The organism is Zoogloea sp. (genome assembly GCF_030157465.1).
Lineage (GTDB): Bacteria > Pseudomonadota > Gammaproteobacteria > Burkholderiales > Rhodocyclaceae > Zoogloea.
Window position 1 is genome coordinate 38,389 of record NZ_JAOAUU010000010.1, and the last position, 12,987, is coordinate 51,375.

The 12,987-nt window shown below is 66.4% G+C and carries 10 protein-coding genes; 2 read left to right on the plus strand and 8 right to left on the minus strand.

Features of this window, described 5'->3' with window-relative positions; genetic code table 11:
* Window positions 1-24: 24 nt before the first annotated feature.
* The 7 genes from Q1W26_RS01560 to Q1W26_RS01590 form a co-directional block, all read right to left on the minus strand.
* Window positions 25-945 carry a response regulator gene (locus tag Q1W26_RS01560; RefSeq protein ID WP_300434957.1) on the minus strand — a complete coding sequence of 307 codons (921 nt, stop codon included), beginning with the start codon at window positions 943-945 and terminating at the stop codon, window positions 25-27.
* Window positions 942-4,352, minus strand: a complete 3,411-nt coding sequence (locus Q1W26_RS01565) for a PAS domain S-box protein (RefSeq protein WP_300434959.1) — start codon at window positions 4,350-4,352, stop codon at window positions 942-944. The genes Q1W26_RS01560 and Q1W26_RS01565 overlap by 4 nt, the downstream gene beginning before the upstream one ends.
* A gap of 68 nt (window positions 4,353-4,420) precedes the next feature.
* Window positions 4,421-4,645 carry a DUF2892 domain-containing protein gene (locus Q1W26_RS01570; RefSeq protein ID WP_300434962.1) on the minus strand — a complete coding sequence of 75 codons (225 nt, stop codon included), beginning with the start codon at window positions 4,643-4,645 and terminating at the stop codon, window positions 4,421-4,423.
* Window positions 4,642-7,902 (minus strand): efflux RND transporter permease subunit, encoded by a 3,261-nt coding sequence (locus Q1W26_RS01575; RefSeq protein WP_300434965.1) that lies wholly within the window; start codon window positions 7,900-7,902, stop codon window positions 4,642-4,644. The genes Q1W26_RS01570 and Q1W26_RS01575 overlap by 4 nt, the downstream gene beginning before the upstream one ends.
* A 3-nt stretch (window positions 7,903-7,905) precedes the next feature.
* Window positions 7,906-8,934 (minus strand): efflux RND transporter periplasmic adaptor subunit, encoded by a 1,029-nt coding sequence (locus Q1W26_RS01580; RefSeq protein WP_300434968.1) that lies wholly within the window; start codon window positions 8,932-8,934, stop codon window positions 7,906-7,908.
* Window positions 8,935-9,094: 160 nt separating this feature from the next.
* A complete protein-coding gene (locus Q1W26_RS01585; protein ID WP_300434971.1) occupies window positions 9,095-9,898 on the minus strand; it encodes an ATP-binding protein in 804 nt (267 codons plus the stop codon).
* 82 nt (window positions 9,899-9,980) lie between these two features.
* Window positions 9,981-10,346 (minus strand): CbiX/SirB N-terminal domain-containing protein, encoded by a 366-nt coding sequence (locus Q1W26_RS01590; protein ID WP_300434973.1) that lies wholly within the window; start codon window positions 10,344-10,346, stop codon window positions 9,981-9,983.
* A 178-nt stretch (window positions 10,347-10,524) separates the two neighbouring features.
* Here Q1W26_RS01590 and Q1W26_RS01595 point away from each other — a divergent pair, with 178 nt between their 5' ends.
* Window positions 10,525-11,385, plus strand: a complete 861-nt coding sequence (locus tag Q1W26_RS01595) for a peptidoglycan DD-metalloendopeptidase family protein (RefSeq protein WP_300434976.1) — start codon at window positions 10,525-10,527, stop codon at window positions 11,383-11,385.
* Here the strand turns inward: Q1W26_RS01595 and tcdA are convergent.
* A complete protein-coding gene (tcdA, locus tag Q1W26_RS01600; RefSeq protein ID WP_300434979.1) occupies window positions 11,360-12,148 on the minus strand; it encodes a tRNA cyclic N6-threonylcarbamoyladenosine(37) synthase TcdA in 789 nt (262 codons plus the stop codon). The two genes, Q1W26_RS01595 and tcdA, sit on opposite strands and share 26 nt — an antisense overlap.
* Window positions 12,149-12,230: 82 nt before the next feature.
* Between tcdA and Q1W26_RS01605 the strand changes: the two genes are divergently transcribed.
* Window positions 12,231-12,887, plus strand: coding sequence for an HAD hydrolase-like protein (locus Q1W26_RS01605; RefSeq protein ID WP_300434981.1), 657 nt, complete (start codon window positions 12,231-12,233; stop codon window positions 12,885-12,887).
* Window positions 12,888-12,987 lie beyond the last annotated feature (100 nt).

The following is a 12,987-nucleotide window of genomic DNA, read 5'->3' on the forward strand; positions in this document are numbered from 1 at the left end:
CCGGAAATCGCCGGCACGTCCCGTTCATTGCGGCCCCTGGCCTTCAAGTTCGCTGCCGCGTGGCACCGTGACCACCACCTTGTTGCCCGGCGGGATGTAGGTCAGGGTCGAAAACGACAACTGGCGCGACAGTGCAATGCCGCGTCCGTTGGGCGCGAAGGCCCGCTCGGGATCGAAATCGAGGAAGCGACGCCAGTCGAAACCCTCCCCGTCGTCGGTGATCTCGAACACCCAGCGCTGGATTTCTCCGCGCACCCGCAAATGCACTTTCTTGTCCCGGTTTTCCGGCAGCCCGATACGGCGCTGGATTTCGCTTTCCCAGCAATCCGCCTCGCGCAGGCGGCTTTTCTCGGCAAAATCAATGCCGAGATTGCCGTGCTCCACGCCGTTGACGAGCAGCTCTGAAAGCCCCATCGCCAGGGTTTCCGGCTGCGGGCCGAGCAGCGCGATGAAGGACGCCAGCTTGCGCGCCTCGTCCAGCGTGCGGACGAAAAACTCCCCCTCCTTGATGCAGGCCAGCGCCACCGCATGGTCGGCCAGGTTGGCGTTGAGTTCGCGCCGCGTGCGCATGTCGTCGAGGGCGGAGCGGATGATGGTCTGCAGCGCCTCGCCCTCGAAGGGCTTGGTGAGGTAATAAAACGCCCCGGCAGCGAGCCCCTCCCGAACCTGCTCGGGCGAGGTGGCGGCGGTTTGCATGATCACCGGAATGCCGTGCAGCCGTTCATCGCCCTTGATCTTCTTGAGCACCTGGATACCGTCCATGCCAGGCATCATGCGATCGAGGAGCACCAGGTCGAAGCAGGAATCGGGACGGCTCAATTCGTCCCACGCGGCTTCGCCCGATTCGACCATCACAAGGTCGAAATCCATCTCGTCGAGGTATTCGGCCACGATGTCGAGATTGAAGGGCTCGTCATCCACAACCAGTATTTTTGCCGTGCTCATCCAGTTTCTCCAGTCGCCACGGGGGCCGGCAGCGCTCGCACCGGCTCAAGCCCTGATGGCAGTTCAACGATGAATTCCGCTCCGCCCGCGGCATTGTTGCGGGCCACGATGCGTCCGTGGTGGGCCTCGACGATTTCGCGGCAGATCGCCAGCCCCAGGCCCGTGCCACCGGCGCCGGTCCGGGTGCGGGAACTCTGCACAAACTTGTCGAACACCGCATGCAGCTCGTCCGGCGGAATGCCGATGCCTTCGTCCGAAACCCCGATCACCACGGCCGGCCTGCCGTCCGGCAGCGTGCCGGCATCGACCCGCACATGGATGATCCGGCCATCCTGCGTAAATTTGACCGCGTTGGACAACAGGTTGCGCACCACCTGGCCGATCCGCGCGGCGTCGGCCAGGCAGGGCGGCAGCTCATGCACGTTCTGCCCCAGCACAATCTGCAGGCCCCGGGCCTGCGTCAGAAGATCGAATTCCCCGATGACGTCCCGCACCAGCCCATTGAGGTGCACCGGCCCCAGGTTGAGGATCATCTGGCCCGCCTCGAGCTTCGAGAGATCGAGCAGATCATTGACGAGCAGCATCAGACGATCACCGCTCGAGCGGATACGGTCGAAGTAGCTCCGCAGTTTTTCGTGGCCGGCCGTTGCCACCCGGGTTTCACCGAGCCGTGCATAACTGAGAATGCCATGCATCGGGGTGCGCAGTTCGTGAGACATGTTTGCAAGAAACACCGACTTGGCCTCGTTGGCCGCCTCGGCGGCCTCCTTGGCGGCCTGCAGATCCTTGGTGCGCGCCGCCACCAGGCTGGCAAGGTTGAGGTTGTGATCGAGAATCTGCGCCTCGCGGGCCTTGGCCTCGTCGATATCGGAATGGGTGCCGATCATGCGCAGCGCCCGCCCGTCCCCGGCCCGCTCCACCACCAGCCCGCGAACCCGCACCCACTTGTAGCTTCCGTCCTTGCAGAGCAGCCGGGCTTCGCGGGTGAGTGACGGCGATTCGCCGCGCAGATGGGCGGCGCGGGCCTCGCGCAGCGCCTGCAGATCGTCCGGATGCACATGGGAGCCCCAGTCATGCTGCCCGATCAGGGCTTCACCCGGCGCATAGCCCAGCATGGTCAGGCAGCGGGCCGAACGGAAGACGTGGCCTGTCGCGATGTTCCAGTCCCACACGCCGTCGCCGGCACCGTCAAGGGCAAACTGCCAGCGCGCCTCGCTCTCCCTGAGGGCCAGCTCGGCTTCCTTCAGATCGGTTACGTCGCGCACCACCACCAAAGTGCCGCCGGTACGCACGGTGCGCAGGCGGGCCTCGAAATGCCGCATGCGGCCGCCGCGGCGGGAGGAATATTCAAGGCGCTGCAAACGGCCGCTGCGGGCCGCCGCCAGCGCGGCATTGCCAAAGCTGCGGGTGAGGCGGGGCGACAGCACATCCTCGATGCGCTTGCCGAGGAAAGTCTCGGGCGCCATCGACAGGCCCGCCTTGTCCTCCGCGTGGTAGCGCACCACCCGCAACTCGCCGTCGAGCTGAAACAGCATGTCGGGCATCGCCGCAATCAGCGACTCATTGGTGGCGTGGGCCTCCTGGATGGCGCGCTGCTCCGCCTTGCGGACGGTGACGTCTTCGACGAGGATCCAGCGGTGGGCGCCGTCGCTGCCCCCCACGGCAGTGGTCGCCACCATCACCGGTATCCGCCGCCCGTCCTTGTTCAGAAATTCCTTCTCATAGGTCTGGGCACGGACACCCAGACAGGCATCGACGACAGCCCGGGTATCCCGCGCCGCGTATTCGGGAGGCGTCAGGGCCGGAAGGCCCGGGCTGCACAGCTCGGCCTCCGTGTAGCCGGTGATCCGGCAAAACTCGGCGTTGGCCTGCAGGTAGCGGCCCTTTCCATCCACCAGCGCCATGCCCAGCGAGGCATACCGGTACAGGGCGTCGAGCTGGGCATGGGCGTCGATCACCTCCTGCTGCGCAAGGCGCAATCCGGTCACGTCGGACACCGCGCCGGCAGTGCGAACGGGCCGCCCGGAAGCATCGAACTCGGTGCGCCCCGCCAGATGAAACCAGCCCGTGCTGCCGTCCAGCCGCTGGATCGGGAGGATGCACTCGAGGACACCCTGCCCGCGGAGGTGACTGCGAAAAGCCTGCAGAAACTCACGCCGAGCCGCCACGGGCAGCACCCGCAAAATGCCACGCCCGCTGCGCGGCAGGCCGCCATCGGGGTAAGCCATCAAACGGTCGCAGCGGGGCGACAGGAACATCCACGGCTGTCCGGCCTGCCACTCCCAGATGCCGTCGTCGGTTGCCGAGACGGCCAGCTCGAAACGCTTTTCACTGATCCGGTAATCCTCGGCCAGGATATCGGCGAGCCGCCTGGCCCGCCGCTGCTGGCCCGACAGGCTGGAGAGCAGGAAGGCGAGCATGCCGCTCGCCACCAGCCCGCCGATGCCCGCGAGCGTGGAGACGGCCAGGGGCTTGGCCAGCGGCGGGGCAATCAGCGACAGCCGCCACAGCCGGCCACCGATTGGCACCTGGCGCACGGCAACAAAGGCGGGCTGCAGCGGCGCATCCGCACTGCGGTAAAGAAGCTGCGGCGCGCTTTCGCCAACGTCCTCCACCAGCAGCCCGTAACCGGGTGCGGCGATGTCGCGCAGGCCGCCGAACATTACGTCGACGCTGATGCCTGTTCCGATCAGGCCATCTGCCACGTCCCCCACGCTCGTCTGGTCGATGGAGTGGACAACCCGGTAGAACAGTATGCCGGGAATCTCTTTCACTGATCCGGCAGCACGCAGGGCCAGCGGCGCGGTCATGGCCAGGGTACCGGAACGCAGGGCCATGTCGATGGCACGACGGCGCACGGGATCGGCGTAACCATCGTAGCCGATGGAAAAACTCGTTCGCTCGTCCAGCGGCCAGATGTAGGTAACAGGAAAAGCCACCCCGGAACGCAGCGGATCTGGCGGTGGAAGAATGCGGACCTTGCGGTCGTAGCTGGCAGAAAGCAGGGCCTCGATGGCCTCGGCGCGGGCCGTCTCGACCCGCCTCAGGTAGCCGATGCCGACCATTTCCGGCAGGGCTTCGGTCGGCTTCACACCGGCAACATAGGTTTCGTACTCGTGTCGCTCGACCAGATTCTGGGCACCAAACAATCCGGCAACACCACGCAGGATGAAATCGACCTTGCCGAGCCGTTCGCTGATCTGCTGCGTCAGGCGGTCTGCGGCCGCGTCGTGATAGGCCTGTTCAAGATCGCGTTCGTGATCCCGCAGCTGCGCCCAGCCCAGGGCGGTGACGAGAATGCCCAGCATCAGCGCCACAAAGAACCACAGCCTTTCGATGCCCGGCCGGCGGCCGGACTCTCGAAGGGCCCGGTTGATCTTTGAAAGGGGCGCAACGCTCGGGTTCATCAGACGCGTGAACGGCCCCGGCCCCCAAAGCTTGAGGACTCGCCCCAAGCCGTGTCATGGCGCTGAAATCAGGCGCAGCCTGCGCTGTCCTTGACGCCGCATTTGCGCAGAATATTCTCCAGCGGGCAAAACCGGGTGAAGCCGCTCTGGAACAGGTTAAGCCCCACGAAGGCGGTAAACCACAGAAACTTGCCGCTCACGAAAAGCGGGCTGCCCTCCACCCCGAGGGCCAGCGAAATCAGCACGAAAGCGCCGGCAAAAATACGAACGAACTGGTTGACGGTGAGCGTCATGATGCGTCTCCTTCGGCAGCGGCGCGGCGCTTGTGCATGACCGCGTAGTAAAGAACGGGAATGACCACGAGGGTCAGCAGTGTGGACACCAGCACGCCAAACACGAGGCTGATCGCCAGCCCGTTGAAGATCGGGTCGTCGAGGATGAACAAGGCCCCGATCATCGCCGCCAGCCCTGTGAGGCCGATGGGCTTGGCGCGCACCGCGGCGGCGTGGATGGTGGCCTCGGCAAAACTCGTACCGGCCGCCACCTGCTGGTCGATGAAATCCACCAGCAAAATGGAGTTGCGCACGATGATGCCGGCCAGCGCGATCATGCCGATCATGCTGGTGGCGGTGTATTGGCTGTGCAACAGCGCGTGGCCCGGCATCACGCCGATGATGGTGAGCGGAATCGGCGCCATGATGATCAGCGGTACCAGGTAGCTCCTGAACTGGGCCACCACCAGCACGTAGATCAGCACCAGCCCCACCGCGTAGGCGGCGCCCATGTCGCGGAAGGTTTCGTAGGTGATCTGCCATTCGCCGTCCCACTTCACCGCGTAGGCGGCGTAGGGGTCGTCCGGCTGGTGGATGAACCACTCGTCGAGCGTGCCGGCCAGGCGCTCGCCCACCAGCGGCAGATCCTTGACCTTGGCCCGGATGTCGAACATGCCGTAAAGCGGCGAATCGAGCTTGCCGCTCATGTCGCCGGTGACATACACAACCGGCAGCAGATCCTTGTGGTAGATCACCTGCTCGCGCTGGGTCGGCAGCACCTGAACCAGTTCGGACACCGGCACCAGCGCTCCGCCGGCCTCGGCGTGGCGGGCCCGCACCTTCATCTGCAAAAGCTGATCGACCGACGACAGGCTCTCGGGCGGCAGCGTGAGGCGCACCGGGATTTCGTACTTGTTGTCGCCGCCATGCACCGGCGTGACGTTCTCGCCGCCAAGGCCGAGGCGCACCACCTCGACGATATCCGCCTGGGCCACCCCGAGCTGCGCCGCGCGGGCCTGGTTGACGCGCAGCACCAGCTTGGGCGCCGCCTCATCCACCGTGTCGTCCACATCCACGATGTCCGCCGTGTCCTCGAAAACCTTGCGCAGCTTGCCGGCCACGGCAAGCTGGCCGGCGTAATCCGGGCCATATACCTCGGCAACGATGGGCGAGAGCACCGGCGGGCCGGGCGGCACTTCGACCACCCTGGCAGAGCCGCCATGCTTCTTGGCAATCGCCGCCACCGCCGGGCGCACCGCCACGGCAATCTCGTGGCTCTTGCGGCTGCGGTGATGCTTGTCCACCAGGTTCACCTGGATGTCGCCCATTTCGGGCAACGTACGCAGGTAGTACTGACGCACCAGGCCATTGAAGTTGATCGGCGAAGCGGTGCCGGCGTAGGCCTGGAAGTCGGTCACTTCATCTACACCGGCCAGCTCGTCGCCGATCTCGCGCAGCACTTCGGCGGTGGTTTCGAGCGGCGTACCCACCGGCATGTCGAGCACCACCTGAAATTCGCTCTTGTTGTCCAGCGGCAGCATCTTGAGCACCACCAGCTGAACCACCGCCAGCGACACCGACAGCGCAATCGCCACCAGCACGCCCAGCCACAAACCGGCCCGCGCCCGGCCACCGGTGCGCGGGTCGAGCAGCGGCGTCATGATGCGGCGGAACAGGGCTTCGAGCCTGCGGGTGAGCTTGTCGGGGCCGTGCCCGCCCGGCGCAGCGCCGTGGGCCGCGCCCTTCATCAGCTTGCCCGCCAGCCAGGGCGTGACCACAAAGGCCACCACCAGCGAAATGAACATGCCCATCGACGAGTTGATCGGGATCGGGCTCATGTACGGCCCCATCAGGCCGCTCACGAAGGCCATCGGCAAGAGCGCGGCGATCACCGTAAATGTGGCCAGGATGGTCGGCCCGCCCACCTCGTCGACCGCCTTGGGAATCAGCTGCCACAAGGGCTTGTCCGGTTCGAGCGTCTGCCAGCGGTGGATGTTCTCGACCACCACGATGGCGTCGTCCACGAGAATGCCGATCGAGAAGATCAGCGCGAAGAGGCTCACCCGGTTGAGCGTGAAGCCCCAGGCCCACGATGCAAACAAGGTTGCCGCCAGCGTCAGCGTGACCGCCGCACCAACGATCACCGCCTCGCGCCAGCCCAGCGCAAAGAACACCAGCAGCACGACGGCCGAGGTCGCGAAGACCAGCTTGCCGATCAGCTTGTCGGCTTTTTCGGTGGCGGTGGCGCCGTAGTTGCGAGTCACCGCCACCTCGACGCCGGCCGGCACGATGCTGCCTTTAAGCAGCTCGATGCGGCGAATCACGCCCTCGGCCACATCGGCGGCGTTCTCGCCGGGCTTCTTGGAAATGGACAGGGTGACCGCCGGAAAACGCTCGCGGCCCAGCGCCTCCGCCTGCGGTGAGCCCTTGCCGACGCCATGCCATACATAGCGCGACGGCTGGTCGGGGCCATCGACAATCGTGGCCACGTCGGCCATGGTCACCGGACGCCCGCCGGACACGCCAACTACCAGCCGGCGCACGTCCTCGGCGCTTTCGATGTAAGTGCCGGTCTGCACCAGCACCTCGCGGTTGTTGCCGGTGAGCGTGCCGCTCGGCTGGGACGCGTTGGCGAGCAGCAGCGCACCTTTCAGATCCTGCGGGGTGAGCCCGAATCCGTTCATCCGCCCGGCGTCCATCAGCACCCGCAGCACATGGCCGGGGCCGCCGATGGTGACCACGTCCCGCGTGCCCTTTACGCGCTTGAGCTCCACCTCCACCGCCCGCCCAACCTGCTGCAGCTCGAAGGCCGAACGGGCCGGATCGCGGGTCCACAGCGTGAGCGCGGCAATCGGCACGTCGTCGATGCCCTTGGGCTTAATCACCGGCTCGGCCACGCCCAGCTCGGGAGAAATCCAGTCCCGGTGGCTATGGATGGTGTCGTACAGACGCACGATCGCGTCCTGGTTCTTGACCCCCACCTTGAACTGCACGGTGATCACCGCCATGCCGGGGCGCGATACCGAATACACGTGATCCATGCCGGCGATGCGCGACAGCACCTGCTCGGCCGGCCGGGCCACCAGCGATTCCACGTCCTTGGCCGAGGCGCCCGGAAAAGCCACCATCACATCGGCCATGGTCACGTCGATCTGGGGCTCTTCCTCCTTGGGCGTGACGATCGTGGCAAACACGCCCAGGAGCAGCAGCACCAGGGCCAGGAGAGGGGTGAGCGCGTTACGCTGAAACAGCGCCGCGATGCGTCCGGAAATTCCCATGGCTCAGCGCGCCTGGCGGCCCGGGCGGCCGGCCTGACTGACACTCAGGCCGGCACGCACCGGGTCGAGGGCGATGGTCTCGCCGCCCGCCAGCCCGGCCAGCACCTCGACGGCACCATCCGGCAAGGGGCTGCCCACGCGCAGCTGGCGCAGGCTGAAACCGCCCACGCCGTCTGCCACATAAACACCGGTAAGCTCGCCGCGACGCAGCACGGCCGCAGCCGGAATGGCCAGTCGCGGCGCATCGCCAAGTACAAAATGCACCCGCACCGCCATCCCCGGCACCACGCCGGACGCGTCCGCCGGCAGGCTCACGCGGACCCGCGCCGTGTGGGTGCGGGGGTCGGCCGAGGGCAGCACGGTCACCGCCACGGCATCCAGCCAGCGACCGCTTTCCGGAAATTCGAGCCTGGCCTTGAGCCCGGCCCGGCCGAGTTCGGCAAGGCGGGATTGGGGCACGTCCGCCACCGCGCGCAGACTGCCCGGTTCGTAGAGGACAAACAGCGGCCGGCCCGGCTGGGCCATCTCCCCGACTTCGGTGAGGCGCTGGGCGACGATGCCACCGAGCGGCGCCGTGACCGTTGCAAAACCGCGCGACGCATCCACCTGGGCACGCCCGGCCTCGGCCGCCTTGTGCTGCGCCGCGGCAGCATCGAAAGCAGCCTGGGCCTGGTCGAGGCCGGCCGCGCTGATGAAATTGCGCGCCCGGAGGCTGCGCGAGCGCTCGAGGTTGGCGCGGGCATCCACGAGCCGGGCCTGGGCGGCGGCCACGTTGGCGGCGGCACCGGCCACGGCCTGGTCGGCCTCGCGGGTATCGATGCGCATCAGCACATCCCCCTGGCGCACGCGGGCGCCGGCATCCACCCGCACCTCCAGCACCCGCCCCTGCACCTGGGCCGCAACGGTGGCCTGGCGCACGGCCTCTATCGTGGCCTCGCTGGCATAGGTTTGCGCACGCGGCTGCAGGCCAACACGAAGGGTTGGAATGGTGCCGCGCTCATCCGCGCCAAAGGCCTGGACCGACGACAGCACAAGGGCCGCCGAGAGCAGGCAGGAAGAAACACTGAAACGAAAGGAGAAATGGCATCGAGGCATAATATAAGAATACTCTAATATTATGCCTCGTCAAGATTGGCTGACGAACGAGACCGCCCGTCAGCACAACGGGCGGGGAAAAATCAGCGCAAAAGCATCAGGCCGCCATGTCCAGCCAGGCCTGGCGACGCACTACGCCTTCAACACAGCGCCCACCGTCGAGGAAGACCAGATCGGGAAAAGCCAGCATGCGTGCAATGGCGATGCCGCGCCCGTGGGGCTCGACGGAGCGGGCCGGATTGAGGTTCAGATAGGGCGCGGGATCGAAGCCGTCGCCTTGGTCGCGAATCAGGAAGCGCACTTCCCGCGGGCGACATTCAATTCGCAGGTAGGCAAAGCGCGCGAGGTTTTCAGGCGCGTCGAGCAAACGCTCGACCTCGTTACGCCAGCTGCCTGTCGTCATCAGCCGGCCCTTGCGCTCGAAGCCCAGGCCCAGGTTGCCATGCTCGACCGCGTTGAGCATCAGCTCGGACAGGGCGATCTGCACCATCTCGGCTTCGGGACACAATCCGGCCACCAGTTGCGACAGTCCGGTGACGTCTTCCAGCGTACGAAACGGAAAACAGCCTCCCGACGGTGCATCCACGCCGCCCGACGGCAAGGCCAGCGCGGCCCCCAGGGCTTTTTCATCGAAGGGTTTGACGAGAAATCCGGAGACCCCCGCATGCAGGCCGGTTTCGACCGCCAGCAGATCCTCGGCCTCTACCAGCAGCGTGACCGGCAACCCGGCCTCCTTGAACGGCGTCAGGAGATCAAGACTGCCCGTGCGGGAACAGGCATCCACGATAACCCGCTCGACCGGCAGGCGACCGGTCGCAAGATATCCGCCCGCCTCGGCCGTGCCGAGACGCTCGCAGGCATAGCCGGCAGGCACCAGCAAACTTTCGAGTAATTCTCCCAACCGGGGATCATCTCCCACCAGCCAGATGCGACACGCCATCGAACCCCAGCCTTCCACTATCTACAAGTCAGGCGCGGCGCCATCAGGCGCCCGCCGCATAAACCGCCATGGCATGCACAACGCCGGCATCCTCGCCCACCACCGCAGCCAGCTCGATCCGGCAGTCGGGGTGCTTGGCCTGCGCGGCCTCGATCAGCACCGGCACGTCTTTTTTGAGGTGACCACCCCGGGCCACGAAGAGCGGCACGACCCGCAACACCCGGGCCCCCGCCGCCGCCGCCGCATCGACCGCATCGGCCAGCGTCGGCTCCATGAACTCCAGAAAGGCGACGCTCACCGACACGTCCGGCCGCAGCCGCTGCACCTCTGCGGCAACCTGCCGGGCCGGCACAGCCCATTCCGGATCACGCGCTCCGTGGGCAAACAGCACAATGGCTTCCTGGGACATCGCTAAACTCCTGGTACATCCCGCGAGCCGGCCACGCACGCAAATACACGCCCGAACCCTGCCAGCCCACAAGGGCAAGGCCACCGCGGGTGAAACAAAATTAATCTTTACAAGATGTTAAACCGTGCGATGAGCCTTCCATGCTCAAATTCGCCTCCACGTTCAACTTCCTGCCGCCATGTGTGACATAGTCCCGCTCAATCGACATTTCGTTCCTCAAGTTCTGCTGACGGCCATTTTTCTGGGCCTTGGCCCGACCCTTGCCCAAGCCCAGCTGCGTCCGGAAGCCGTTCCCGGCGGCGTTGCGGAAATCGCCGTCGCCGCCGCCGGAGCCCCCCGTCCGGAGGTGCGCTTCGGCGGGCGTCCGGTGCTGCTGCAGCAGCGCAAAACGGGCTGGTACGCCCTGGTCGGCCTGCCTCTCGACACGCCGGTGGGCGAGCAAAAACTGGATCTCGGGCCAAACGACAGCAGCCGCCCGCTGCCCTTCCAGGTGGCCGCCAAAGACTACCCGGTACAAAAACTCAAGATCGCCAACCAGAAAATGGTGACGCCGGACCCGGAGCAACTCGCCCGCATCAACGCCGAGCGCGACCGCCAGATCAGCATCCGCAGCCAGTTTCGCGAAGTGCCGGTGACCCGCACCGACCTCGCCCTGCCGGCCGAGGGCCGCCTGTCGAGCCGCTTCGGGCTGCGCCGGGTCTTCAACGGCGAACCACGCGCGCCCCACACCGGGCTCGACGTCGCGGTGCCCACCGGCACGCCGATCCGCGCCCCCGCCGACGGCGTGGTCACCCTCGTCGACGATTTCTACTTCAACGGAAAAACAGTGTTCGTGGATCACGGCCAGAGCTTCGTCAGCATGGTCTGCCACCTGGACAAAGCGGGCGTGGAAGCCGGCCAGACGGTGCGCCGCGGCGAAGTCATCGGCCAGTCGGGCAGCAGCGGACGCGCCACCGGACCGCACCTGCACTGGAGCGTCTATCTCAACGGCGCGGCCGTCGATCCAGCGCTCTTCATTGGGCCTGTGCCAGCACGTTGAGCACCCGCGCCGCCGCAAACAGCCCGATGGTGGCGGTCACCGTCACCACCGAGCCGAAGCCGGCGCAATTGAGCCCCGCCGGCCCGCCCACCGACACCTCGCAGGCCACGTCGGTGGGCGGATAGCGCAGCGGCTCGGCGGAATAAACAGCCTCCACGCCAAACTTTCTCCGCACATCGCGGGGAAAACCGCAGTTCTGGCGCAACTGCCGGCGCACCTTGGCCAACAGCGGATCCTGCTCGGTGCGCGACAGGTCATCGACGCGGATCTGCGTCGGATCGATCTGCCCGCCGGCGGCGCCGCAGGTGACCAGCGGCACGCCGGCCTCGCGGCAAAAAACCACCATCGCCACCTTCACCCGCACCGCGTCGATGGCGTCGATCACGCAATCGAAGCCCGCACCGAGGAGTTCGGCAACGTTGTCGGCGCTCACGAAATCATCCACCACCGTCACCCGGCACTCCGGGTTGTAGGACGCGATGCGCTCGCGCATGGCCTCCACCTTGGCCTGGCCGAGGGTCGCGTCGGAAGCGTGGATCTGCCGGTTGATGTTGGACTCGGCCACATGGTCGAGGTCGATCAGGGTCAGCTTGCCGATGCCGCTGCGCGCCAGCCCCTCGACCGCCCACGAGCCCACGCCGCCGATGCCCACCACGCAAACCCGCGCATCGGCCAGCCGCGCCCGTCCGGCCTCCCCGTAAAGGCGGGCAATGCCGCCAAAGCGGCGGGTATCGTCGGGGGCGGAGGTGTCGGAGGTTTCCATGGCGGCGCAGATTCAGTCGAGGCGCGCAAATATAACCGAGAGGGCGATAATCACGGCCATTCATCCTCCCGCCGAAACCGCCATGCCCCGCTACACCCACATCCTTTTCGACCTCGACGGCACCCTCATCGACTCGGCCCCCGCCATTCTCGCCAGCTTTCGCAATGCCTTTGCCAAAACCGGCATCACGCCCGTCGTCGCCATCGACGAAAGCATCATCGGCCCGCCACTCCTCGAAACCCTGCAAATACTCAGCGGCAGCCACGACAAGGCCCTGATCGACACCCTAGCCAACGGCTTCAAGGCCGGCTATGACAGCGAAGGCTACAGGCAGACCGCCGCCTACGCCGGCGTGGGCGACATGCTCGAGCGCCTGAAAAACGCCGGCCTGTCCCTGTCCATCGCCACCAACAAGCGCATCCTCCCCACCCGCCTGATCCTCGATCACCTGGGCTGGAGCGCGTATTTCGACCACCTCTACGCCCTCGACCTCTTCGAGCCCCGCCTGCCGAACAAGGCCGCGATGATCGCGCGCCTCATGACCGACCACGCACTGCCCGCCGACCGCTCGATCTACATCGGCGACCGCAGCGAAGACGGAGAATCGGCCGACGCCAACACGCTGCCCTTCATCGCGGCAACCTGGGGCTACGGCAGCCTCGAGCCCACCGAAATGGCCGCGCACTGGCGCGTGGCCACCAGCCCCGGCGAGCTGGCCGACACCCTTCTGGCCGGCTGATGCGCGACTCCGATGCGGACCTGCCGCAGCCCGCCAGCCCTGACGATCACGACAGCCCCTGAAAGGAAGCCGTCGAGCGCGACCTCCCGGATTTCATGGC

Bases quoted from the DNA above. Each gene is read 5' to 3' on its own strand.
- Q1W26_RS01560 (WP_300434957.1), bottom strand. From the start codon at position 945: ATGAGCACGGCAAAAATACTGGTTGTGGATGACGAGCCCTTCAATCTC.
- Q1W26_RS01605 (WP_300434981.1), top strand. From the start codon at position 12,231: ATGCCCCGCTACACCCACATCCTTTTCGACCTCGACGGCACCCTCATC.
- Q1W26_RS01595 (WP_300434976.1), top strand. From the start codon at position 10,525: ATGTGTGACATAGTCCCGCTCAATCGACATTTCGTTCCTCAAGTTCTG.
- Q1W26_RS01575 (WP_300434965.1), bottom strand. From the start codon at position 7,902: ATGGGAATTTCCGGACGCATCGCGGCGCTGTTTCAGCGTAACGCGCTC.
- Q1W26_RS01590 (WP_300434973.1), bottom strand. From the start codon at position 10,346: ATGTCCCAGGAAGCCATTGTGCTGTTTGCCCACGGAGCGCGTGATCCG.
- Q1W26_RS01565 (WP_300434959.1), bottom strand. From the start codon at position 4,352: ATGAACCCGAGCGTTGCGCCCCTTTCAAAGATCAACCGGGCCCTTCGA.
- tcdA (WP_300434979.1), bottom strand. From the start codon at position 12,148: ATGGAAACCTCCGACACCTCCGCCCCCGACGATACCCGCCGCTTTGGC.
- Q1W26_RS01570 (WP_300434962.1), bottom strand. From the start codon at position 4,645: ATGACGCTCACCGTCAACCAGTTCGTTCGTATTTTTGCCGGCGCTTTC.